The 22715-nt window shown below is 41.3% G+C and carries 25 protein-coding genes; 9 read left to right on the forward strand and 16 right to left on the reverse strand.

All coding sequences use genetic code 11. The features are described from left to right. Both V7K27_RS32775 and V7K27_RS32780 read left to right on the forward strand, forming a co-directional pair. The coding region (locus V7K27_RS32775) for a hypothetical protein (protein ID WP_334952847.1) at window positions 1-212 on the forward strand (212 nt) is incomplete at its 5' end. A gap of 494 nt (window positions 213-706) precedes the next feature. After that, a complete protein-coding gene (locus V7K27_RS32780; protein WP_334952848.1) occupies window positions 707-1249 on the forward strand; it encodes a pentapeptide repeat-containing protein in 543 nt (180 codons plus the stop codon). 63 nt (window positions 1250-1312) lie between these two features. Here V7K27_RS32780 and V7K27_RS32785 read toward each other — a convergent pair whose 3' ends face one another. Together V7K27_RS32785 and V7K27_RS32790 are read right to left on the reverse strand one after the other, a co-directional pair. Then, complete coding sequence (locus V7K27_RS32785) at window positions 1313-1471, reverse strand: hypothetical protein (protein WP_334952849.1); 159 nt, start codon at window positions 1469-1471, stop codon at window positions 1313-1315. A 173-nt stretch (window positions 1472-1644) separates the two neighbouring features. Beyond that, on the reverse strand, window positions 1645-1782 hold the full coding sequence (locus V7K27_RS32790; protein ID WP_334952850.1) for a hypothetical protein: 138 nt from the start codon (window positions 1780-1782) through the stop codon (window positions 1645-1647). Window positions 1783-2003: 221 nt separating this feature from the next. Between V7K27_RS32790 and V7K27_RS32795 the strand changes: the two genes are divergently transcribed. Continuing rightward, window positions 2004-3035: an HNH endonuclease gene (locus V7K27_RS32795; protein WP_334952851.1), complete on the forward strand. Its 1032-nt coding sequence runs from the start codon at window positions 2004-2006 to the stop codon at window positions 3033-3035. 162 nt (window positions 3036-3197) lie between these two features. Further along, window positions 3198-4046 (forward strand): DUF4351 domain-containing protein, encoded by an 849-nt coding sequence (locus V7K27_RS32800; RefSeq protein WP_334952852.1) that lies wholly within the window; start codon window positions 3198-3200, stop codon window positions 4044-4046. A 170-nt stretch (window positions 4047-4216) separates the two neighbouring features. Here V7K27_RS32800 and V7K27_RS32805 read toward each other — a convergent pair whose 3' ends face one another. After that, window positions 4217-5698, reverse strand: a complete 1482-nt coding sequence (locus V7K27_RS32805) for a GTP-binding protein (protein WP_334952853.1) — start codon at window positions 5696-5698, stop codon at window positions 4217-4219. Between the two features lie 65 nt (window positions 5699-5763). Then, on the reverse strand, window positions 5764-5886 hold the full coding sequence (locus V7K27_RS32810) for a hypothetical protein (RefSeq protein ID WP_334952854.1): 123 nt from the start codon (window positions 5884-5886) through the stop codon (window positions 5764-5766). A gap of 35 nt (window positions 5887-5921) precedes the next feature. On the opposite strand from V7K27_RS32810, the gene tpiA reads away from it, so the two are divergent. Together tpiA and folP are read left to right on the forward strand one after the other, a co-directional pair. Further along, window positions 5922-6653 (forward strand): triose-phosphate isomerase, encoded by a 732-nt coding sequence (gene tpiA, locus V7K27_RS32815; RefSeq protein WP_334953013.1) that lies wholly within the window; start codon window positions 5922-5924, stop codon window positions 6651-6653. A 52-nt stretch (window positions 6654-6705) separates the two neighbouring features. Continuing rightward, window positions 6706-7566, forward strand: a complete 861-nt coding sequence (gene folP / locus V7K27_RS32820; protein WP_334952856.1) for a dihydropteroate synthase — start codon at window positions 6706-6708, stop codon at window positions 7564-7566. A 117-nt stretch (window positions 7567-7683) separates the two neighbouring features. On the opposite strand, the gene V7K27_RS32825 is transcribed toward folP, so the two are convergent. From V7K27_RS32825 to psbH, 4 genes are all read right to left on the reverse strand, one after another. Further along, window positions 7684-8526, reverse strand: a complete 843-nt coding sequence (locus tag V7K27_RS32825; RefSeq protein WP_334952857.1) for an SPFH domain-containing protein — start codon at window positions 8524-8526, stop codon at window positions 7684-7686. Window positions 8527-9030: 504 nt separating this feature from the next. Next, window positions 9031-9672, reverse strand: coding sequence for an aminoacyl-tRNA hydrolase (gene pth, locus V7K27_RS32830; protein ID WP_334952859.1), 642 nt, complete (start codon window positions 9670-9672; stop codon window positions 9031-9033). Between the two features lie 33 nt (window positions 9673-9705). Then, window positions 9706-9978: a TatA/E family twin arginine-targeting protein translocase gene (locus V7K27_RS32835; protein ID WP_334952860.1), complete on the reverse strand. Its 273-nt coding sequence runs from the start codon at window positions 9976-9978 to the stop codon at window positions 9706-9708. Between the two features lie 151 nt (window positions 9979-10129). Then, entirely contained in the window at window positions 10130-10333 is a 204-nt protein-coding gene (gene psbH / locus V7K27_RS32840; protein WP_292760391.1) for a photosystem II reaction center phosphoprotein PsbH, read from the reverse strand. Between the two features lie 85 nt (window positions 10334-10418). On the opposite strand from psbH, the gene psbN reads away from it, so the two are divergent. After that, window positions 10419-10550, forward strand: coding sequence for a photosystem II reaction center protein PsbN (gene psbN, locus V7K27_RS32845; RefSeq protein ID WP_196525836.1), 132 nt, complete (start codon window positions 10419-10421; stop codon window positions 10548-10550). A gap of 83 nt (window positions 10551-10633) precedes the next feature. Here psbN and V7K27_RS32850 read toward each other — a convergent pair whose 3' ends face one another. After that, the gene (locus V7K27_RS32850) at window positions 10634-14116 is read right to left on the reverse strand and encodes an alpha-mannosidase (protein WP_334952862.1); all 3483 of its coding nucleotides are present in this window, start codon (window positions 14114-14116) and stop codon (window positions 10634-10636) included. 234 nt (window positions 14117-14350) lie between these two features. Here V7K27_RS32850 and V7K27_RS32855 point away from each other — a divergent pair, with 234 nt between their 5' ends. Next, complete coding sequence (locus tag V7K27_RS32855) at window positions 14351-16123, forward strand: hypothetical protein (protein ID WP_334952864.1); 1773 nt, start codon at window positions 14351-14353, stop codon at window positions 16121-16123. A gap of 338 nt (window positions 16124-16461) precedes the next feature. Beyond that, window positions 16462-17382, forward strand: coding sequence for an alpha/beta hydrolase (locus V7K27_RS32860; RefSeq protein WP_334952866.1), 921 nt, complete (start codon window positions 16462-16464; stop codon window positions 17380-17382). Window positions 17383-17472: 90 nt separating this feature from the next. Here V7K27_RS32860 and V7K27_RS32865 read toward each other — a convergent pair whose 3' ends face one another. From V7K27_RS32865 to V7K27_RS32895, 7 genes are all read right to left on the reverse strand, one after another. Further along, window positions 17473-17961, reverse strand: coding sequence for a hypothetical protein (locus tag V7K27_RS32865; protein ID WP_334952867.1), 489 nt, complete (start codon window positions 17959-17961; stop codon window positions 17473-17475). Continuing rightward, on the reverse strand, window positions 17945-18220 hold the full coding sequence (locus V7K27_RS32870) for a hypothetical protein (RefSeq protein WP_334952869.1): 276 nt from the start codon (window positions 18218-18220) through the stop codon (window positions 17945-17947). Before V7K27_RS32870 ends, V7K27_RS32865 begins: the two co-directional genes overlap by 17 nt. A 115-nt stretch (window positions 18221-18335) precedes the next feature. Then, window positions 18336-19727, reverse strand: a complete 1392-nt coding sequence (locus V7K27_RS32875) for a hypothetical protein (RefSeq protein WP_334952870.1) — start codon at window positions 19725-19727, stop codon at window positions 18336-18338. 15 nt (window positions 19728-19742) lie between these two features. Next, window positions 19743-21032, reverse strand: a complete 1290-nt coding sequence (locus tag V7K27_RS32880; protein ID WP_334952872.1) for a hypothetical protein — start codon at window positions 21030-21032, stop codon at window positions 19743-19745. 96 nt (window positions 21033-21128) lie between these two features. After that, window positions 21129-21443, reverse strand: a complete 315-nt coding sequence (locus V7K27_RS32885; RefSeq protein WP_334952873.1) for a ribbon-helix-helix domain-containing protein — start codon at window positions 21441-21443, stop codon at window positions 21129-21131. Between the two features lie 121 nt (window positions 21444-21564). After that, a complete protein-coding gene (locus V7K27_RS32890) occupies window positions 21565-21894 on the reverse strand; it encodes a hypothetical protein (RefSeq protein ID WP_334952874.1) in 330 nt (109 codons plus the stop codon). A gap of 50 nt (window positions 21895-21944) precedes the next feature. Beyond that, on the reverse strand, window positions 21945-22715 hold the full coding sequence (locus tag V7K27_RS32895; RefSeq protein WP_334952875.1) for an SDR family NAD(P)-dependent oxidoreductase: 771 nt from the start codon (window positions 22713-22715) through the stop codon (window positions 21945-21947).

Raw genomic sequence — 22715 nt, forward strand, 5'->3', positions numbered from 1 at the left:
CGAGTTCAGAGGTCGAAGTTCCGAGTTCAGAGGTCGAAGTTCCGAGTTCAGAGGTCGAAGTTCCGAGTTCAGAGGTCGAAGTTCCGAGTTCAGAGCTTGAAGTTCCGAGTTCAGAGCTTGAAGTTCCGAGTTCAGAGGTCGAAGTTCCGAGTTCTGAGGTTGAAGTTCCGAGTTCAGAGTCCCGCAATCCAGTATCCAGAATATTTTTATAACTTGAAAAAATTAAATTAATAAACGGTTTCGTGGAGGATGGTGGTGAGGAGGTCGTATTTGCCGAATGCGTCGCCTGTGGTGGCGCGGAATGCTGTGTCGGTGAGGGTTTGGACAAATTCGCTGTTGTCAAGGGGGGTGGGGTCCATGAACCAGCCTACGCCGTTGGCGTCGTCGATGAGGATGGTGCCACCGTTGGGGCGACCGAAGGAGTCGAAAGAGGTGATTTGGGCTTCGGCTAGTTGTCCGGTGGGGAGGTCGGCGATTTGTAGGGCGATGTTAAAGCTGGGGTCGAAGAGCGATTGCCACAGGTTGAGTGGGTTATCTTTATATAGAACCTATCCCACTAATAATATTTGTGCTACAAAGCTTAAGCTTATTGAGAACGGAAAACGAAAAATTAAGGTTTTCAAGCACATTTTACGAAAAGAAGTAGGGATTTTTACAATAGTGGGATAGGTTCATATATGTTGTTGATTGATGTGGAAGCTAAGTTATGGGTATAGAAGAATTTTTCCGTCAATTTGAGGATGGGGAAACTGACTTTTCTGGGGTTGATTTGAGAGGAGTTTACCTGAGAGATATTGGTTTGATGGGGTTCGATTTTACCGGAGCTGATCTGAGTAATGCCAACTTGGAAGGGTGTGATTTGCAAGGGGCTGAACTGTGCGAAGCCAATCTTACTGGAGCTAAATTCAGAAATTCTGTTTTGGATGATGTTGACCTTAGTGGAGCCAATCTCAGTGGGACTGATTTGAGTGGTGTCCGCATGGGTCAAGTTGCCCTGCATAAAGTTATCATGATTGGCGCTAATTTGAGTGGTGCTGATTTGTTGCAAGCTGGATTCAAGGATGCTGACCTGACTGGAACTAACCTCAGTGGCGCTTTTCTTGGTGAAACCTACTTCTATAATGTCAACCTCACTAATGTCAACTTTATGGGAGCCGAGTGCCTTAGTGAACGAAGCATGAAAGGCGTTATCTTCTGCAACACTATCATGCCAGATGGGAGTGTTAGAAATGATAACTGTGGGTCGTAATGAAGAATAATTACTATTTGGATTAACAATACCTTCGCCAATTTACGAGGGTGAGTTGATATATTAACTCTCTTGTCTCTTGGATTCGGCAAAAACAATAAGTCCTAAAAATTCCTTCAAGGTTTCCCGCAAGCTTTTTTTACGTATCACCTGAATGGTAAAGGGTTTGAGCCTCCAACCTACTTTGTCAGCTAAACGCCCATGTATCAGTCTTTTTGCCATTTTTGCCAAAATTTTTGTAGGCTCTTATTTTGGCAAAGGTATTGGATCTTACAGGGTATTTTTAGTGCCGTTATAGCGTTTCCTAATCACATAACGTACATCATAGCCCCCTCTCGAAGAGCGGGGAGGGGGTTGGGGGTGGGGTTCTTGTACCTCACAAAGTCGGAGAACCGCTATAACTGCGTAGGCGTAGCCCGCACTTCTCTACGAGAGGCTGCGCCAACGGCAAGCTCAGTGACCATCGTAGACATCGCATCAAGGAAAGTTCTATCTGGTAGCAGAGTAGGATCATAGAAAGGAGCAACCCTCATAAATTTTTAACTTTGGTAATAATTCTTTTAATCCAAAATTACTGGTCAAACTAGTCGGATAGTTCAGTTTTTGAAAGTAACATACACAAACGATATAAATTAATTACTATCTCTTTAACAATTTTGCCAGTAAATTCCTTATTAATGCTGAGGTGGTTATCAGTTTTAAAAAGAGAAACTGGAGCATACACTCCACAGCAGAAATAAAAGGTTACTAAAACATGGATTTTATCAACCAAGCACAGAATTTTGCAGATACGGTTAAAGATAAAGCTCAAGAAGTAGCCAACAATGTAGTAAATGGTATGGATGAGGTAGTTGATGGAATAAAGAACACTACTACCGAGATGACTAATTCAAGTTTCCATGCAGTTAATAATTTACAAAGTTTGTCAACCATAGCAGTACAGTCAGGTTTTCAAACTATTCAAAATGTTAGTAAAACATTTGAAGAAACTGCTGTTGGAGTTGCTACATCCAGTATGGTTATGGCTGATGCTTTGCAAAATTTACCAAAGACAGCTGCCGAATTAGCCCTAGAGATGCCAAAGATTGCAAATAGGCTGAGATATCGTGCTGGTGTTCGGGTGGGAGACTTACATCGTTCTGATGCGGATGTCATGAAGCTTTTTGAGAAAATTCCTGGCACATCAAAGCTTGAAGCCAAAGAATATACAATTCGTCAATTTCTTCGGGATAAGCACGGTAGCCACATCAATCCACGTTCCAAAGGTGGATCGAATGCTGCTGATAATATCCTTTGGGAAGTAGGGGTTGACAATCTCCGTCGAGGTGCCAAAGTAATGACCGTTGGCGAGCAGTTCTATATTCGGGTTTATAATGCGGTAGATTCTATTGTCAGCAATTCTGGAACAATCGCTAAACTTGGCATTAGTGCAACGGGAACAGCTATTCTCACCCAGGTTATAGTAACAGCGATTTCCTACTCTTTGGATCTTTATCGGGGCGACATTACTGTTGAAGAGTTTAAAAATCTAATTTTTGAAGCAGCAAAGACAGCAGGTATTGCTACACCAATTGTTTTTTTAGTATTGGTGGCTGTGTTAGCTTTATTTCCAGAATTTGCAGTGATTTTGTCGGCACCAGTGGTTGTTGCAGGCTTCAATTCTTTATTTGGTATTGGTATTGCTATACCGATCATTCAATCGCTAGTTCGTCATATCCAAGCTGGAGGTTTTGGGATAGAAACTGCTGATGCTTACAAGAGTGCGTTTGATGGTTCTGCGCTCTGAAATCCTATTTTGATCAATGGGAGCGATCGCACTGAGTATAGTTTTGTGTAGAATCGTAGTATTTTTTAACGCTCCAGAGAAGTCTGAAGGTTAGCTTGTGACCATCAGAACTTCTCTTCTCGCCTCTAAAATAATCAATAAAATCAGGTGCAATCTTTATAGATGGCAGAATATGATAACCTTTGTAAAATACTCGCAGAAAAATATCCCCGTGATTTTATTCGTTGGTTATTAAATCAAGAACCGCAAACAATTAAAATCTTAAGAACCGAATTAAGCATCGAACCGATACGTGCTGATTCCGTGATATTTCTGCAAACAGAAAATCGGATTTTACACCTGGAATTTCAAACCACAATTCAATCCCAACAACCAATTTCTCTGCGGATGCTAGATTACTACGTCCGACTGACACGGAAATATCAAGTTCCTGTTACCCAGGTAGTGATTTTTTTGCAAGAGACAAGTAACGAAATTGCTTTTACCGAAGAATATGTCAGCGAAGTCACAACCCACCGTTATCGAGTTATACGAATGTGGGAACAAGATTCGGCATTATTTCTTGGCAATCTGGCGTTATTACCTTTAGCGCCGCTAACTCGAACAGATTCAGCCCAGGCGTTATTATCGCAGGTTGCCGAGGAAATTGCTAAAATTCCAGATATTGAGACAAGACAAAATACTGCTGCTTACACCGAGATTTTAGCCGGGTTAAAGTTCGAGAAAGATTTTATTCATCAATTATTGCGGGAAGAGATTATGCAAGAATCAGTGATTTATCAGGATATTTTACTGAAGGGAGAACAAAGGGGAGAACAAAGGGGAGAACAAAAAGAAGCTTTTCGCTTCTTAAATCGTCAGTTAAATCGGCGATTTGCAGAAATCGATTCATCAATAGTTGACAGAATTCGAGTCTTATCGACTGAACAATTGGAACAATTAGGAGAAGAATTTTTAGATTTTTCAAATGTATCTGATTTAGTTGCTTGGCTTGAGCAAAATACAAAATAATTCATAATTCGTAATAGAGCCTCCGGCACGCTACGCGAACGTAATTCGTAATTAAGAATTAGTTAAAGCAAGCTTGCACGCAGCCTATCTCAACACGAGAAGCAAGTGGCGTGGGGCTTGGGGGTCTTCTATGAACATGGCTAACCGAAACGTATTAATTGCACTATGCATCACTTTTTGAGTTTTACTTTGTGGAGTAATTCATCTTTAATCCGGTTGAGAATTGAAGCCTCATCCAGGTTTGCCAAAATCCGATTAATCACTGCTTTCGGCCCATCAGGTCCCCAAGTCGCGCCATTGGCTAAATAAACTTTGGTAACTTGTCCAATCCCGTAAGAAGAAACACCAGCTACTCCCGCTTGCGTGATTGCCACCGATATGTAAGGGCCTAGCGCAATGCCACCCGTAGCTGTTGCAGAGATCCCAAGTAAAGTTTTTAATCCACTCAAGCCCAAATTTGCCAATAGTTCACTCGCACCGATGCCGCCCATACTCAGGGCGATTTTTTGTAGCAATTGTACAGCCCCGGCTTCGGTCATGGAGAAGCCATAGAGTTTAGATAAACCCAAAATCAGAGCAATATCAATCACCACACTACTGAGAATATCTACCACAGTTAGGGGATTGAGTGCGATCGCTAATGCCTTAGTCATCACAGCCTTCCAAATCAACTGATTGGCATTCTGTTCCCGAATCATCACTTTTCGCTCAACCAATTGCTCATTTACAATATCGGCATAAAGCATAGTATTAAGAGCAACCAAAGCTTTACCCTCACGGTGTAGAATCTCCAAAATTTTCAGCTTCAGTTCTTCGACTTTCGCATTCCCTGTACGCAACTGTATGCCCCTAGTACCATCAGGGCGACGAACCGCCGTCTTCACCAATGGTGATGCCGCAGTCATGACAATTTCTAGAGGTGTGAGTAATTCCCGCACCCTTTCATCCCGGATTTTGTGATAAATTGCCATCTGGTCTGCTTCTGGATACTGGTCTACTTTGTTAAACACCAGAATGATCGGTTTACCTGCTTCCCGCAGCTGAGAAAGAGCCATGTATTCTAGCTTTGTCATGTCGCCAGATATCACAAATAGAATCAAATCGGCTTGTTTTGCAATCTGTTCAGCTAATACGGCACGGGTTGCACCATCTACTTCGTCCAACCCAGGAGTATCAATTAATTCCACCTGCGATTGACCTACACCAGGGAGAGTGACTCGCAAAGCCCGTTCAGTTTCCCCAATCGCTTCCTCACTAATACTCCAATTAACTGTTTGTGCAGCACGAGTGACACCATGTAGGGGTCCTGTTTCAAATACTGTTTGCCCAACCAAAGCATTGAGTAGAGAAGATTTCCCACGTCCCACCATGCCAAAAGCTGCAATCTGTACCACCATGCGGTCTAACTTCCCCAGCATGGTTTCCAAGTCAGCAATTTCCGCCTCCAATCCGGTTTTTTCTTGGGGGGTGAGGTCGAGATTGGCTACCAAGTTTCGCAGCGCCGTTTGCGCTTGTTTATAGTTCAGTTCTGTTTGAATGTCTTCAAAACTGAAAATGGCACTATCCAGTTCTTCCTCCCATGTGAGAGAATTTGCATCAGTGTTAGCGGAATCGCTTTGATCGGGTTCAGGCACGGGCAATGTCGAAGTCATATTAATTTTAGATTTTAGATTTTAAATTTTAGATTTTAAATTTGAAATACGCCCCATTCACTATCCTAGTTATTTTTAGGAGTGGTTTGGCGAGATGAGGCAGACAAACCAGACAAGGGGGATAAGTATTCCCAATGCCCAATTAGTAGACTAATGGCTAACAAAAAGTCATAAACTGAAAAATGCATCTAAATAACGCGTTAGGATCTTGACTAAATTACCTGTGCGGAAAATCGTTATTGCCGGCAACTGGAAAATGTACAAAACCCAGGCAGAGACCCAGGAGTTTTTACAAGGATTTCTGCCCCAGTTAGAGGAAACCCCCGAAGGGCGAGAAGTGATATTGTGCCCTCCGTTCACTGATTTAAGCCTTTTGTCCAAGAGTTTGCACGGTAGCCTCATCCAACTGGGGGCGCAAAATGTCCACTGGGAAGAATTTGGAGCCTACACGGGTGAGATTTCTGCCCCAATGCTGACAGAAAGTGGTGTGCGCTTTGTGATTGTCGGTCATAGCGAACGACGGCAATACTTTGGTGAAACGGACGCCACTGTTAATCTGCGCCTCCGAACTGCTCAAAGGTTTGGTTTGACCCCAATTCTCTGTGTTGGCGAAACTAAACAACAACGAAATGCGGGAGAAACTGAATCACAGATTAGTCTCCAACTCGATAAAGGCTTGGTAGATATTGATCAGAATAATTTGGTGATTGCCTATGAACCAATTTGGGCAATTGGCACCGGTGATACTTGTGAAGTGACGGAAGCAAATCGAATAATTGGCTTAATTCGTAGCCAGTTGACTAATCCAAATGTATCAATTCAATATGGCGGCTCAGTTAAGCCGAATAATATCGATGAGATCATGGCTCAACCAGAAATTGATGGTGTTTTAGTGGGAGGAGCAAGTTTAGAAGCTGAGAGTTTCGCTCGGATTGTGAATTTTCAGTCAGTGTAATGTGCCTTGTTCTCGTTCCCATGCTCTGCATGGGAATGCCTAATCTAGATTTATGCCAAGGAATTTGATAATTCGAGGACGCTGTTTTCAGTGGGGACAGCGAACTTATTTAATGGGTATTTTGAATGTGACGCCTGATAGCTTTAGTGATGGGGGTGAGTTTAACACTACCTCTGCCGCTTTAGTACAGGCGCAAGCACTGGTCGCTGCTGGTGCTGACATGATCGATGTGGGCGGTCAATCAACTCGACCAGGGGCAAAGCAAATAACTCTGGCAGAGGAACTCAATCGAGTAGTATCGGTGTTACAAGTAATAAGACCAGAAATTTCAGTCCCGATTTCTGTAGATACTACCCGTGCTGCTGTAGCAATGGCATCTGTAGAAGCTGGAGCGGATATTATTAATGATATTTCTGGCGGCACTTTTGACTCAGAAATGTTGCCAACAGTGGCAGAGTTAAATGTACCGATGATTTTAATGCACATCCGGGGAACCCCACAGACAATGCAGCAACAGACTGATTATCAAGATTTGCTCAAAGAGATTTATCGTTTTTTGGCTGGGCAAATTGAGCTAGCAACTACTGCGGGCATTGACCTGGATAAAATTATTATTGATCCTGGTATTGGCTTTGCTAAGAACTATGAGCAAAATTTAGAAATTTTTCGCGGCTTGCGATCGCTCACAACACTCAACTGTCCTATCTTGGTAGGAGCATCTCGTAAAAGTTTCATTGGTCGCATTTTAAATCAACCAGATCCCAAAGCACGAGTTTGGGGAACGGCAGCAGCTTGTTGTGCTGCTATTTTTAATGGCGCTGATATCCTCCGAGTTCACGATGTTCAAGAAATGCGCGATGTGTCATTAGTAGCTGATGCAATATTGAGACAAGCAGCGCAGCATAACGAATAATTCCTTGATTTTACAGAGCAAGCAGATTCAAGATTTAATGGGGTCAACACTTCGGCATGGCTCAGTGACCATCCAAAATCTAAAATCCAAAATCCAAAATCCAAAATTGTTTGATTCTTAAGTATTGCCGTTTTCGGATTTTTTGCCGTGACCTTCTGTAATTATCGACTCGGCTATCAATTCCTGAAACATTTCAGTTGAGTTGGCTGGGTCTACAAAGACAATTTTGGCGTTATTGCTCTCACCAAGTTTTTGGCTGGCATCTACGTAATCTTGAGCTACAAGATACCGCAGAATGTCCCTACTGTCAGGATTGGAACGTAGAGCTTGAGAAATGATTTGCACTGAAGCCATAGTTCCTTCTGCTTTTTTAATGGCAGCTTCCTTTTCCCCTTCTGCTTCGGTAATCAGCGCCCGTTTTTTGATTACAGCGGCTTGCTCCTCTTCCCTCGACTTTCGTACACTCTCAGGTAGAGTAATTCTCTGAAGGTCTAACCGGAGAATATCAACTCCCCAATCTGTGGTTATACTATTCAACTCGAATAACAGAGCTGAGTGCATCTCCATTCTAGAGACATTGGTCTGCTCTAGGGTGTTCTGGGCAATGATTTCCCGGAGCGTCGTTGTAGTCACCTGTGTCAGTGCCCCTTGCAGATCCTCAATAGCATAAAAGCTTTTCTCAATATCTTTGATGCGCCAGTACATAACAGCGTCAACTTCCACGGAAATATTATCTTGGGTGATCACATCCTGAGGTTTGATGTCTAAAATTTGCTCTCGTGTAGTATCTTCCATCACAACCTGATCTACCAAGGGAACAATAAAGTTCAGCCCTGGCTTAAGCTTCCGATGATACCGCCCCAAGCGTTCGACTAGGGCTTCATTACCTTGATTAATCAGTTTTGCAGAACCTAAGGCATAACCTATAAGCACTAAAACTATAAAAATGATTGGCTCCATGTATACTCCTATTCAGCTTTGGGGAGAATTTAGTGTCAAGGATATGCTACTAGCTTGTCATATCTTTGAGTCTGTAATTTTATGAACACCAGCAGCGATGTCTGATGTCGAGTCGCTGCCCGTATTGTACATATTCTATAAGTAGGACTGTTTTGTGGAATGCGTAGAAGCTCTGCTTCTTGTCGTCAGACATCGCTATTAAAGCACCTTGATAAAAGGCTGGCAAGGACTACTTTATGTAATCAAGGTTACTTGTACTGACATCTTCCGACAGCCGGGATTTGTATTCAGTATCTTCACTTAGATTTATTTTATTTTCTGTAAAATTTATAACGCTTTAAAAAACTCCACTATAATCGAATTAAAATTGGTTTCAGCCACCAAAAGGGCTTTATCTTGGTTGGATAGAGCAAGCTAAAATTGCTACCCATCAACCAAAATAAGCGCTTTTAAACATCGGTTAGCTTCCTTTCTTCTACCTGATAGGGCAGTATTCATCCAACCCTAAGACTCAGAATTATTAATGGTGCGGCTATTACAAACATTCATCGCCTTTTCTACTCCCTGCTTAAGGCTTAGTTCAACACACTCAACCACGAACTGAAGTACAAGAGACATCAGCTGATTTTCGGCAGCAGAAAATCGCCCCAGCACATGGGAGATAGCATCGGAATCATCGTTATTAGCTGCACCTTTGGGTTTACCAATACCGATTCGCAAACGGGGAAAGTTTTGGGTACTAAGATGTGCGATCGCACTTTTCATCCCGTTATGTCCCCCAGCCGAACCAGATAAGCGCAGACGAGTTTTTCCCAAGGGTAAATCCATATCGTCATAAATTACTAACACTGATTCAGGCGGCAATTTATACCAACTTGTCACCGCTTGTATTGACTGTCCTGAGCGATTCATATAAGTCAACGGCTTCAACAAGCGAATCTTACCTCCACCTGGGACCATACCCTCACCATACTCACCCTGAAACTTGCGATTTTCTGCTAAGGGAATGCGCCAAGAACGGGAGAGAGTTTCTACAGCAGCAAAGCCGATATTATGGCGTGTTTGGTCGTACTTAGCTTCTGGATTCCCCAATCCGACAATTAGTTGGGGAATTACCAAAGCTGGTTGCGTAACAGCTTCTGTCATTTTGCCTACAGTCAATTGATATGCAACACTTTCCTAACTAGGTTGGGAAGAACTAGCGGTATCCTGCTCAGATTTAGCAGGGTGGATTTGCTTAGGTTCCAATTCCGCAGTAGTCTTTACAACTTCTTCTAACTGTTCTGCTTCTTTTTGAAACTCGTTTTGAAACTCCTTGGAAGCTTCTTGGAAACTACGAATTGTTTTGCCCACACTCCGACCAATTTCTGGCAGCTTCTTTGGGCCAAAGACTAACAGCGCCACTACCATAATTACAGCCATTTCCGGCAGACCGATACCAAATATATTCATTTTTTGTCTCCTCTAAACTATAGAACCACTACAGAAACTCACATATTATGTAGTCTACTCAATAGTTAGTCTGCACTGACCATTAACAAAAAAACCCGGAGAAACCGGGTGTAACTTAACTTGTGATCCAAACTTGATAGCTGTCTATCCGTTAGCGTCCTAAACTCCGCCAATCGACAAATACATCCTGAATCAACAGTGATTTATTGTAAAGTTGCAGAATAATCAGCAGAAACACGAAAAATAGCAAAATAAAAACAGCCATCACAGGGGTAGTGCCCCAACCTGGAGCCACTTTCCCATACTCAGAGTTCAGTGGTTTCAGGATATCTCCCAACCAAGTTCTTTGTGCCATAGTTCACCCAATATTACTTACCAAAGCTTTTTTTAATCTTCTGTAATATTCTATAAGAATAGCACTCATCATCTATCTCTCAATTATGGAACCCGCAATAGTTCTTAGCATTTCTGTGGCTGTCGTGGTGGTTGCCATCACTGGACTGTCGATTTATACCTCTTTTGGCCCTCCTAGCAAGCAATTGAACGATCCGTTTGATGACCACGAAGATTAAACGGGTCATTTGTCATTTGTCATTTGTCATTTGTCAGTGGTCTGTGGAAAACCACAACTGACCACTGACAGAGCAATAGTGACTCATTTCAGCCTGGGATTAATCCCTGGTATCACGTTGAAACTGGCGATTTTCCAAGGCTGTATTGTCAAGATTTGTTGCCCAGATGAGAATTCAGTGGTAGAGGAACGCTCTAACAAATCTACTGTATCTCCTAGATTCAACCCTAAATCACTTTGCAAAGATAACTCGGCTGTTTCTCCGTGACATTCATAACACCGCAGAATTAACTGCTGTGGGTCATCCTCAGATGGCTTCAAGGCCATCAAAATTAAATTTTCAGCTGATAAATCTAGAAACCTCACCCCTTCAATAGTGCTGTTAGCGGATAGCTGTTGTTTAGCCCGTTGTGTTAGCGGATAGCTAAGGTTTAGCCCGTTGTCAGTGCTGAGTGGATTCAATATCACTTGTAACGGTATATTCAATTCATAGCCACGCCGTACTGTATGGGCTGATTCCCAGCTACCAGCATGAGGATATAAGGTATATGTAAACTCGTGAAAACCTCTGTCAGCCTCTGAGTCTGGCCAATTAGGACTTCGTAACAGTGTCAAGCGGAGTTGATTTGGTTTGCTGTCGTAACCGTATTTACAATCATTCAGTAAACTGACACCATAATAATTTTGGACTTCGACTTCTCTCCGAGACGCTACGCGAACGCTCAGTCGAACGATTTTAGATTTTGGATTTTGGATTGTGTCTTCTGCTGTCAAATCAGCCCAACGCAAAGCGGGAACTTCCCATTTTGCTTGTTCTGCGGGGGTTTGTGATTTAGTTGGGCGGCGAATCGCGCCACAGGGAATTTCATAGGTAGCAAAGTCTGCTTCGACATTCAGAGGAAAAGCAGCTTTCACCAATACATGATTTTCTTGCCAATTAACGGTAGTAGCTATGTTCAGCAGAGGTGAACCAGCTTGCAAAATATAGTCTTGCGAAAATTCCGATTCACCCAACTGACGCACCACGCGCACACGACTTTGTACTAAACCTTGTTCTAGCCACTGAATAGATTGAAGATTTGTTGCGGGTAAGGGATGTTGAGCGTAATTGGGGTCTATATTCCAAGCATCCCAATATTGACCACTATCTTTAAAAGCTTGTAGTTGATTCCCCGCCCCACTTAAAACTTCTCGTTGATAAGTTTTGTCAAAAACACTTGATAAATCTCCAGTATCAGGATCTATAACAACTCGCAGGAATTCATTTTCTAAAATCCAGTCTGGGAGGGGTGGGGGAGATGGGGGAGATGAGGGAGATGAGGGGGATGAGGGGGAAAGCCAAAATATGCGGTAGCCTACGGGTGGAATTTCGGTGGCGAGAAATAGTAGCGTTGATGGTTGAGATAGTTGGGAGATAAGCTGCTTTCCAGAAGTATCGTAAATCTGCCATTCCTCTGGCGTGGGTAAGGCTACAGAGACTACCTCTGAACGTTGCCAATTGAGAGAATTGAAAACGAAAATAGGCAAACTATCGGATTTTGGTGGTTCTGATAGAGTAGTGTGAGATGCGATCGCTAAAAGTGATGACTGTAATATCTTTGTTCCTACTTGTTCCACTTGCTGCCACTGGGGCAACGCATCCAGATAAACTTGGGTAATTGAAGTACCAGGTAAAATATCGTGAAACTGTTGAAATAACACCAGTTTCCAAGCTGCTTCAATTTCTGCTTTGGGATATGTTACACCACAGCTTATGGTTGCCAAGGTAGCAAATAGTTCAGCTTGATATAATAAATTTTCACAACGACGATTCCAGCGTTTTTGATCTGCGTGGGTAGTGTAGCAACCGCGATGGAATTCTAAGTATAGTTCGTCATTCCAGATGGGGAATGAGGGGGATGAGGGGGATGAGGGAGATGAGGGGGATGAGGGAGATGAGGGGGATGAGGGAGATGAGGGAGATGAGGGAGAATAATAACTTCTGACTTCTGACTTCTGACTTCTGACTCCTGACTTCTGACTTCTGACTCCTGACTTCTGACTTCTGACTTCTGACTTCTGACTTCTGACTCCTGATTGAATTTGCTGTAAATACTTTTCAGCCGTCGTAAATTCTAAGTCTGGGAAGAAAGGTGACTTTTGCCAGCGTTGGGCGGTTTCTAACATATCACGGGTGGGTCCGCCGCCGTGGTCGCCGACACCGGGAAGCCAGAGGGATTCTGATAAACCAGTTTGGGTTTGCCATTCCAGAGCGTAGGATGCCATTTTAACTGGGTCGATGCTTTCACCGATGGGTGCAGACATCAAACTAAAGACTTGACTGCCGTCAGGCGATCGCCACCAAAAAGCCCCATAATCAAATTTAGTAGTATCATTCCACCGTAACTTCTGGGTGACAAAATACTCAATTCCGGCATTAGCGAAAAACTGCGGTAAGGTTGCACAGAAACCAAAAGAATCTGGAACCCACACCACGGTTGAAAGCTTGCCAAATTTCTCCTGGATGTAGCGTTGACCATACAATAGCTGACGGACTATGGATTCACCAGCAATCAAGTTGAGTTCCGGTTCTACCCACATTCCGCCGACAACTTCCCAACGTCCACTGGCTACCTGTGCTTGAATCGCCCCAAACAAATCCGGGCGATGTTCTTCAATCCAAGCATAAAGTGCGGGAGTTGAATGACAGAAAATTAACTCAGGAAAATCTTCTTGCAACTTCAGAACCGACTCAAAAGTATTTTGTGCCGCATTCCAAGTTTCACTCACAGGCCATAGCCATGCTAAATCTAAGTGAGCATGACCCAACAAGAAAATTTTGGATTTTAGATCCCCCCAACCCCCCTTCAAAAGGGGGGCTAAGATGTCGGATTGAATTAGGTTTTGGCGTAGAGACAAAAACGACTTTACCAACTCTCCCTTCTCTTCCTTTGCGTCCTCTGCGCCTCTGCGGTTCGTCATCTCCCTCACCATCGCCGCCAAAACATCCAACTTCTCCGGTGTAAATTTTTCCAAATAAAGCTGCACCACAGCTAACTCATCAGCCACAAAGCCCGGATCGGGATTATTATCAATAGTAGACTCATAAACTAGGAGCGATCGCACTAAGGCACCGTCACAATGTCCCGGACTGACTAACCGCAAAGCCACAGTCAACTCTTCCCCTGGCGTCACCCCTCGACTGAGAAGCACTCTCGGCGAACAATCAAATAAATCCCCCTCCAGCACTAACTCCCCATTTACATAAATCTCAGCAGAATCTGCCCACCAAACCAGCGCCAGCCGCAAAGATAACCCAGCTAAGGGATAACCTTGTAAATCTTGGGGAACCACCAACCTTTGTACTAGCCATAGCACTTTTTTCCCGCCCATCCAAGCAATATGTTCTTTAGCATTCAACTGGACAGGTTGCCAATCAGACAAATCAGCAGCTACAACATCTGTAATAATCAGGTCAGATTCCTGGTATAGCCAAGTAGACTGAAGATTAACTTGACAAAATGAGCGCAGTTGCTCAATAACTTGTGAGATGAATTTAGTCTGGGATTGAGAGACAGTCGGGGTCATATTTTCGCTAAGATAAGGTCACTTACGATAATTAACAGTTAAGTAGGTCGGCGCAATTAAATCTAACTGGTGAAGGCTGTCATTTGTCCTTTGTCATTGGTCATTAGTAAGGGCTTTAAGCCTATTTACGTTTCGTAACATACTTGGTTTTTTTTGCGCCAATTTACTTAGTGGTTTTTATTGTTTGGCTGTAGTCTCACAACTCAACAAGACTTGAACTAAAAAATTACTACTATGTCTTCTGGTTCCTCTGGTCGTTATCAAAGTAGACTATTTAACTTTGTCCATCAGCAATCTCGGCGGGTGACAGAACAGTGGGAACACACCTTCCGGCATTTGCAAGTTGCCACTAAGTGGGGTGTGGAGGTACTACTTTACCCAGTGTATCTACTGTTTCAGTCATCGGAATCGTCTGGGAAAACGCTACAGACTAAAGAACCACAAACTAGACTAAAGTTACAACCAAATGATACCGATTTTCAGCCTGAAACTCTCCCAAATGTTGATAGTCCGATTCAACAAGCACTAGAGGCAGTCCATTATCTATCATCTGATGAACTCGCCTCTACTCCTGCAAAAACATCTGAACTTTTCAATCCCTTGGCTTTGGTGGGAGTTTTTCGGTTGAAATTCGTTGATAATAATGCTAATCTTACTCAATCATCAAATATTACAGAGAATTTAAAAGCCGGAAGTCTCAAACCTTCACAGTTAGAGAATGCTCTCAAGCAGCATCTTCCAATAGTGCGGGGAATTGCTACAAATTTAATGAATCGGAATTTAGTACTTGTTACTACCGATAATGAAATTCTAGATATTTTGACACCTCAGCAACAGGCAAAATTAGAAGACCGGATTATTAACGAAGTTGCTAAGTACTGGCAGTCTTGGCGGTTGATTATAGCTAAAAAAGAAACAGATTTATTACCACAAATTGACCGTTTATTAGCAAAACTCACTGACGGAAATACAGCCCAAATTCCAGTTTTAGCCGAGGGGATACCAAAAGATTTACTTAATAATGCCGGGTGCAACTTTATCTCAAATGTAACCCCCGACCCCTTACCTACAAGGGTTGGGGAGCAAGAATCAAAGCCTCTCTCACTATGGGGGAGAGGTTTGGAGAATAAATCGCACATCGCGTTTAATACAGATAGATTATTAGTATTTTTAGATACAGCCGTTGCTAAGTTGGAATTAAATGCTTTAGTGCCTGTGCAAGAACGTAGCCAGGAAATTGTCCAAGTTGCCCAAACTCAGTTAAATATATTTCTTTATGGCAAAGAGCAATTAGCTACTGGGGGAGAAATTGCAACCACTGCTGATTCTTTGGAAACTCATAAACTGAATCTTCAGGCTTTGATTGAAGCGGCACTTAATTACTTTTTTGGTGTTGGTAGTAGAAAAACACTTGAGCCAACAACCAGTCATGAGCGATCGCCAGGTAAACTATTATCATCACGTCTTAGAAAAGCTTTATCTAAAAGCCCTCAGTTGGAAAACCAGGATTTAAAAGATGATCCTTGGCTAACGTGGGGTGATTTATTTGGTGACACCGAAACAGTTGTTGATAAGCCAGTTACATTTTCTCAAAATAAAAATCCGGCTTTAACCCCAAGTTTATCAGTAGGGTATTTTCCACAAAAGAATTTGAGTGTTAAACAACCTAAAGTGGGTTCTGGTTTGGTAGGAAGGAAACAACCAACTAGTAATCTCACCTCAAGTCAAAAAACATCTGGAAAAGTCGCCTCTACAAAACAAACTCAAGCCCGCATTTCCCAAACTAAAAGCGAGAGTGGTAAAGGGGAAATTTTGCAAGAGCAATTTCACCAAAGCAGTCAAGTTGAGGCACAACCAGATTGGATAGAAACCAAAGCAACTTCAACAGGCTATGAGAAGCACCCCTTAGAGCAACTTCTGGAATGGCTTGATTATATTATGCTCTGGCTAGAAGAAAGATTTGTAAAGATTTTTCAGTCGTTGCAGCAACTATGGTTGGGGAAATAATACTAATTCGTAATTAAGAAGCGTTTGAATTCATGAACTAATCATAATTGTTGAGGTCATATTATTAACTAACCCACGGTTTGAGGGAGCATCTCACTTTCGTAGAAAGCCTAAACCTCACCCCAGCCCTCTCCTTATTAAGGAGAGGGAGCAGGAATCTTCTTTCTCCTATGGTGTAGTGTATTTGCTTTCACTGAGATGTTCCCCGGTTAGAAGCTTTTAAGTACGTGCGGGTAACTCAATTCCCTGTAATTATTCCATAGCTCGAAGCTATTTTTATTACAATAGATGTTGACATTTTAGTAGCTTGCTGGGAAAATACGTAAAACATTAACCCTATGATTGAGCATAGCGATCGCATAGTGTCTCGTAAAGAAGGCACATTCCAAGGTGTTGGAGGACTTGACCTGTATTATCAAAGCTGGTATCCAGAGGGTAAAGTACGGGCAATATTAGCCATTGTGCATGGACTCGGAGGACACAGCGATCGCTACAGTAATGTGGTTCAACATTTAATACCCAAACAATATGCTGTCTACGGCTTAGAGTTGCGTGGTCATGGACGCTCACCAGGGCAGCGAGGCTACATCAAGGCTTGGAGTGAGTTTCGTGAAGACCTGGGAGCCTTTTTAGAGTTAATTCAGACTCAGAATCCTGGATGCCCAATTTTTATCTTGGGTCATAGTTTAGGTGCGGTGATTGTCCTAGATTACATTCTGCGCTATCCCCAACAAGCATCATTATTGCAGGGTGCGATCGCTCTAGCGCCAACCTTGGGGAAAGTTGGGATTTCAACTGTTCGGCTGCTTTTAGGAAAAATGCTCTCACGGGTGTGGCCGCGTTTCTCCCTAAATACAGGTATTGACATCAGCGCTGGTTCACGAGATCAGCAGATTGTAGCCACCTATGCCCAAGATACACTGCGACATACCCGTGCTACTGCCCGTCTAGCTACAGAATTTTTTGCAACAGTTGATTGGATTAATGCTCACGCTACTGATTGGCAATTACCATTGTTGATTCTCCACGGTGGTGCAGACCGAGTGGCTTTACCTGCGGGAAGCGACATCTTTTATCAACGGGTAAATTGCACAGATAAGCTGAGAATTGAGTATCCAGGAGCCTATCACGATATTCAGAATGACCTCAATTATCTAGAGGTAATGGCTGATTTGGAAGATTGGTTGGAGCGACACTTACCATCTCAGGTGGTGCAGTTAGGATGGGGAAGCGCTGAGTTAGAGTTTCCTAATTCTTAGCTTTCAGTACATGAGGCTTGATTACTTTATCGTCAAGCGTAGTGCCATAATCTTTTTATAAATTACCTTACCATAAAACAACTAATAGTTCTAAGAGATAATACCTGGAATTATATTGTATTTCGCTAAGTAGTTCTTTATTTTGGTATCTGATGTTATCAAAGGTGATTTCAGAACCACTGCTGAAGCTAGAATAATCTTATCACGATTTTCTAGATTGATATTTTGATCTTTTAAATCTAAAAAACTCTCTAAAACTTCAAAATCTAGCTCTCTAATCTCAATATTTGGGGAAGCTTTTATAGGATTAAAAACTTCCGCGATAAACTTAGCTCTAAATTCTTCATTTGCTGTAGTATTACCACGAAACCACTTGTCAAATATTTCTATGAAAATAATACTTGGTATAGTTATAAGATAGTTACTATCATAATGTTTGAAAGCTGTATCAATATATAATAATCCTTTTGGAGATATTTTTGATGGTTCATTAAAGATGTGAGCAAAATATGAAATTAGTGCTACTGTGTCAATAACAAATCGTCGCTTATCTAATATACTTTCAATATTTCTGCTCACCCAAGCTTCTCCGTATCTCAACTAAATGCTCTTCAATACTTAAATCATTCTTACGAACATATTTCAGCATATATTCTATAAATCTTTCATCAATCTCTTCAACAGAAAATAATCCCTTTTCTTCAGATAAAGTATAAATATTTTTCAATATAGTATAAACATCTATATCTACTGACTTCTTCTGCTTATTATCAAGAAGTTGTGACAAAAGAGTTGCCAAACAAACAAACTCTAGTCCCCAATTTTCCCATTCTTCCACTAAGAGTCTCATTTGGTTTTCTTCTGTCTGGAGATTAGCCGTTCCAAACTGGATTTCAAAAAATCTAGATAACTCTTCCTTGTTAAGGCAGTACTGTCTCATGTGAATATTTAATTTACTCAGATTCCTTCATTAAATCCTTTGTTTTTGCTTCAGAAATTCCACTAACTTGACGTTGCTCAGTAAGCTGGTTTTCCTCATCATTGGCTAACACAAAATCAATATCTATTTCAAGAACATTCTGATCGACTGCACGTTCAAGAACTTCATATGCCATTTTTAGAATTTTAGAGGCGTTAAACTCACTCAACTCAGCTATCTTAGCTACAGCATTTTGAGTAAATGGTGAAAATGTATCAGCATCCACTTGATTTACCCGGTATGCTTGCAGGTATTTCTGTATGAGTGAGTATGCATCTTTAACAGTTATCTTTTCAAAACGGATTACATTCTTCGATGTTCCTTTAAATAAGATTGGTGAACGCTGTTCTAGACCACTCTGCTCCCAGGCAGATTGAATTAACCGTGATACACCAGCATGTAATACAAGTATTAAGTTGTAAAAACCCACTTTAGCATTTATATAAAGTCCATCGAAAAGGCAAGTCCTCAATTCTAAAGCAAAATCTCTCTTCTGCCTTTCACTTTGAAAATCAGGGACACGTTCAAAATCATCAACGAATATGTATGCACCATTAAATCCTGCTGCTAAAAACAGGTTTACAAGATGTGAAAAAACAAATTCAAGTCTTGGCTTACCACGTTTCAGAGATTGATAGTACTCTTTAAAATTACTCTGATTGACTGGCTGAAAGAGCAGAGGGGTTGAGGAGAAAATAGGAAAATCTTCAGGTAAGTTATTTAAATAAGTATTATGGAGAATTTTCTGCCAAACTTCTCGAAAATCAATATTATTTTCGGAATACCAATCACGGGATTGAAGCTTCTTTCTTAAATCACTCTCATCAGAGAAATGCTTTTCAATATTAAAGTCTTGATGCAAAGTAGTAATTGCCTCTAACCGTAAAGATAAAAGGCTATCATCAATCATATTAGACTCCAATATACGTCCAACAAAAAGATCAATGAAGCTTTCAAAAGTTTTCGTCTTTCCTCCTGTTTCAGGTACGAGAATTATTGCAAAGCACTTATTTAGTTCATTAGAAATAGATAGCCCAAAATCTTGATTAATCTTTTTTTGAAGGTTCACTAGGAAAGCAGATTTGCCGTTTCCACGACCAATATATGAAGTATCCATTATATACCCTAAACGTAGGTGATTAGGATCACTTTGAGGCACCTTAAAAAAATTTTCCTCAATAGCTTTGTTCTCCTGATCACGAATAGACGGCTCATAAATTTCACCATTATTTCGAGCATCGTTAGAGTTAGGATTTACAAAGGGAGAGGAAGGAAAGGGGTTTTCTTTGAGGTTGTATGCCTCATATCGTCCTTTATTAATAACTAGCTCTGCCTTGGGACGCTTTGAATATTTACTAAGATCCATAATTGCCTCTCCTGGTTACACGAGATCAATTGCGATAATGTTACGATACTTGCCATCAACCATAACTGGTTCTCGGCGTAAATACATGACCTTAGTCTCATCTGGTAGTTTATCCACTTCTAAAGATATGCGAATCCTTAAATGTCTATTGTGATATGCATGTGCTAAAAATTTATCAAATAAGTACTCTGGAATTTTCATACTATAACATACCCTTTCTCTAACGTTTGGCAAACTGACAAAATACGTTTTAGCTAGCTGACGCACATCAAGATAAGCATGATGAAGAGATTGAACAAATTGCTCTTGATTACTTTCATCCTCCAATGATGGTTGATGAAGATACAGTTTCATGTGATCAGAATATTCGTAGAACCTTTGAAAGCTTTCTGAATTGCTAACACCTTTAATAACAGATATAGGATAGGCTACTCTACCATTAAAATATGGATCTGGATAAAATTCAGTTATATGAAGTAGTCCCATTTGTTTACCTCTATAAGCCCATATTTGAAATGAATCTAGCGAGATTTGATACCTATACAGTTCTTGTAAAAAGTATTTTAGCCAGAAATCTCTACCTCTTCCCAGAATGACATTGTATTTTGCTGAGTCAAAGAGTTGTGAATCTTCTCTGGGCAATAACCCATCCTCTGTTAGCTTCCGAATTAGATCATCGCTTTTTTCCTTGAGACTTATTTTATTTCCTAGATGCTTTTGTATATCTTCCTCAAGTCTAGTTTTAAGGGTATAAAAATATCCCTTCATATCCTTTGAGGTTTTTATTGAATCCCGCTCAATTCCTAAGCGATGTGCTGAGTAGATTGGAAATATAAGCAAACCAGATTTGGTAGGATTTGCTCTGTAGCATGTTTCAATCAAATAGCGAAATGGTTCTTGATGTTTTTCTTCCATAAGCTGGAAGAGATACTGATTGAAGACTACAGATCCTTGTTCTTCATATTTTCGTATGGAATTTTCTCCTTCCTCAGTAAGTATAATTTCTCCATTAATATCAATAATGAGCTTATAATCTGTTGTTTCACTCAAAACTTGTTCAAAAGTATACCGATAACGGGACATTTGACTAATTGATCTATTAGAGTCCTCTGTTAATTTTTTATATTTTGATTCACCTAAGCGATATTGATGCTTCACACTAAGAAATTGGTCAAAGATTTTCTCTGTTTGAGGGGATACACTGACACTTTTTAGAAGAATATAAAAATATTCCAGAAAATAGAATTTTCTTGGTGCTTGTGGTACAGATTGTGACTTCGATGTAGCATTGAGGTTATTAACCATATACTTATCATGTATGAGTATGTCAAACTATTTTATTTTGATCTCCTACACCGTTGTTGAATCAACTGTTACAATCCCTTCAGCGCGATATTACTATTATGGATGATCCTCATAAATACTCTCACGAGTCACAGCATAATCTGATAGCACAGGTAACTTTGACCCAACGTTTGCAGCAAACTCGTCAGCTAACTTATCTGCAACTAATTCAAACTCTTCATCGTTGAGTTGACCTTGTGTCTGAAACTTCGCCATCAACTGAGCGCGTTTTCGTTCTTGACCTTTGCGCTGTTGGTCTTGAAAGATTAGCTCTTGAAAATATTCACTGGCTGAACCATAACCGCCTTTAGCAACTTGTTCTTCGACAAAGACTTTCATCGACTCAGGTAAGGAAATCTGAATGTTAGTCATACCTTGAGAGTTCAGGAGGGCTGATTTTATTTACTATGCTACCAGCGCGATGTCTACGACGGGCTATTCGGCGATCGCATCCACTTCTATCAAACAGGCGATCGCACCTTCAAATGTAGAGTCAATTATTTACAATATGTGAAAAATATGTTGCTGAGGATTGAGAATTCTTGCCAACCAAAATAGGTTCTCCCTTTACTCCTCCACGGCTAAGAGTACAAATCTTATAAAGGTTTTCACACTCAAAGATTGCCAGAACTAGCTCTTTCCCTGTTTGGTAAGAAGGTGGTAAAGGTTTACCGACCTCCGATTCTAAATCAATTTCGTTGTCACGCCATTGTAACTTCCAAATGCGCTTTTCGGTTATTGGTGCTTTGAGAGACTGACCAAGAGCGCTATATACCTGCTCCGCTTTAATATCATCCTTAGCTGCTGGCACAAAAAACTTCATAGGCTTTGGTTACAAGTAACGTGAGTTTCACTAGCACCAGCGTAACGCAGTTACCAAGGCAATCTGTTTCCATTCCATGAGAAAAACTGTCCACTATCGCCTTCTTGAAGCTGTTCAATCACAGCCAATAATTGGGTAACGGTACGTTCCACTGAAAATAATTGTTCCGCAGGTACATTTCCCTGGAAAGGACGGGAAAGGCGGGTATCAGTTGTCCCAGGATGCAATGTCACTATTAATGCTTTCGGACAAGTTCTTTTATACTCAATTGCCGCAGTTCGCATCAACATATTGAGTGCTGCTTTAGAAGCGCGATAGCCATACCATCCACCAAGTTGGTTATCGCCAATACTACCCAATTTAGCAGAAATAGTCGTAAACACGCTGCGTTCTCCATGACGAAACAGAGGCAATAGATGTTTAGCCAACAAGACAGCACCAATACTATTGATCTGAAAGTAACGCAGCAAATTTTCGGAATTTATCTGTCTTAAGCTTTTTTCAGGTTGCAAATTATCCTCATGTAGCAGTCCTACACAGTTGACTACCAAATGCAGTTTATCAACTTGGGCAGATATTTTTTGAACAGCTTCAACAATCTGCAACTCGTCAGTAATATCCATCTTTAGATAAATTAATCGCTCAGAATGTTCGCCTGCAAGAGCCATTAAATCCGAGGCTGATTCCGGTTGACGAGAAGTTGCATAAACTTTGGCTATTCTGTCATCTTGCAGCAATTTTTTCACAAAACCCAAACCAATACCTTGGCTGGCTCCCAAAATCAATGCGTTGACAGGATTAATTTCATCGATAAAAGACAT

Source organism: Nostoc sp., assembly GCF_036919575.1.
Taxonomy (GTDB): domain Bacteria; phylum Cyanobacteriota; class Cyanobacteriia; order Cyanobacteriales; family Nostocaceae; genus Nostoc.

Excerpts from the sequence above, each read along its gene's own strand:
- V7K27_RS32780 (WP_334952848.1), top strand. The coding sequence starts at position 707 with ATGGGTATAGAAGAATTTTTCCGTCAATTTGAGGATGGGGAAACTGAC.
- V7K27_RS32785 (WP_334952849.1), bottom strand. The coding sequence starts at position 1,471 with ATGGCAAAAAGACTGATACATGGGCGTTTAGCTGACAAAGTAGGTTGG.
- V7K27_RS32790 (WP_334952850.1), bottom strand. The coding sequence starts at position 1,782 with ATGAGGGTTGCTCCTTTCTATGATCCTACTCTGCTACCAGATAGAACT.
- V7K27_RS32795 (WP_334952851.1), top strand. The coding sequence starts at position 2,004 with ATGGATTTTATCAACCAAGCACAGAATTTTGCAGATACGGTTAAAGAT.
- V7K27_RS32800 (WP_334952852.1), top strand. The coding sequence starts at position 3,198 with ATGGCAGAATATGATAACCTTTGTAAAATACTCGCAGAAAAATATCCC.
- V7K27_RS32805 (WP_334952853.1), bottom strand. The coding sequence starts at position 5,698 with ATGACTTCGACATTGCCCGTGCCTGAACCCGATCAAAGCGATTCCGCT.
- V7K27_RS32810 (WP_334952854.1), bottom strand. The coding sequence starts at position 5,886 with ATGCATTTTTCAGTTTATGACTTTTTGTTAGCCATTAGTCTACTAATT.
- folP (WP_334952856.1), top strand. The coding sequence starts at position 6,706 with ATGCCAAGGAATTTGATAATTCGAGGACGCTGTTTTCAGTGGGGACAG.
- V7K27_RS32825 (WP_334952857.1), bottom strand. The coding sequence starts at position 8,526 with ATGGAGCCAATCATTTTTATAGTTTTAGTGCTTATAGGTTATGCCTTA.
- pth (WP_334952859.1), bottom strand. The coding sequence starts at position 9,672 with ATGACAGAAGCTGTTACGCAACCAGCTTTGGTAATTCCCCAACTAATT.
- V7K27_RS32835 (WP_334952860.1), bottom strand. The coding sequence starts at position 9,978 with ATGAATATATTTGGTATCGGTCTGCCGGAAATGGCTGTAATTATGGTA.
- psbH (WP_292760391.1), bottom strand. The coding sequence starts at position 10,333 with ATGGCACAAAGAACTTGGTTGGGAGATATCCTGAAACCACTGAACTCT.
- psbN (WP_196525836.1), top strand. The coding sequence starts at position 10,419 with ATGGAACCCGCAATAGTTCTTAGCATTTCTGTGGCTGTCGTGGTGGTT.
- V7K27_RS32850 (WP_334952862.1), bottom strand. The coding sequence starts at position 14,116 with ATGACCCCGACTGTCTCTCAATCCCAGACTAAATTCATCTCACAAGTT.
- V7K27_RS32855 (WP_334952864.1), top strand. The coding sequence starts at position 14,351 with ATGTCTTCTGGTTCCTCTGGTCGTTATCAAAGTAGACTATTTAACTTT.
- V7K27_RS32860 (WP_334952866.1), top strand. The coding sequence starts at position 16,462 with ATGATTGAGCATAGCGATCGCATAGTGTCTCGTAAAGAAGGCACATTC.
- V7K27_RS32875 (WP_334952870.1), bottom strand. The coding sequence starts at position 19,727 with ATGGATCTTAGTAAATATTCAAAGCGTCCCAAGGCAGAGCTAGTTATT.
- V7K27_RS32880 (WP_334952872.1), bottom strand. The coding sequence starts at position 21,032 with ATGGTTAATAACCTCAATGCTACATCGAAGTCACAATCTGTACCACAA.
- V7K27_RS32885 (WP_334952873.1), bottom strand. The coding sequence starts at position 21,443 with ATGACTAACATTCAGATTTCCTTACCTGAGTCGATGAAAGTCTTTGTC.
- V7K27_RS32890 (WP_334952874.1), bottom strand. The coding sequence starts at position 21,894 with ATGAAGTTTTTTGTGCCAGCAGCTAAGGATGATATTAAAGCGGAGCAG.
- V7K27_RS32895 (WP_334952875.1), bottom strand. The coding sequence starts at position 22,715 with ATGTCTTTTATCGATGAAATTAATCCTGTCAACGCATTGATTTTGGGA.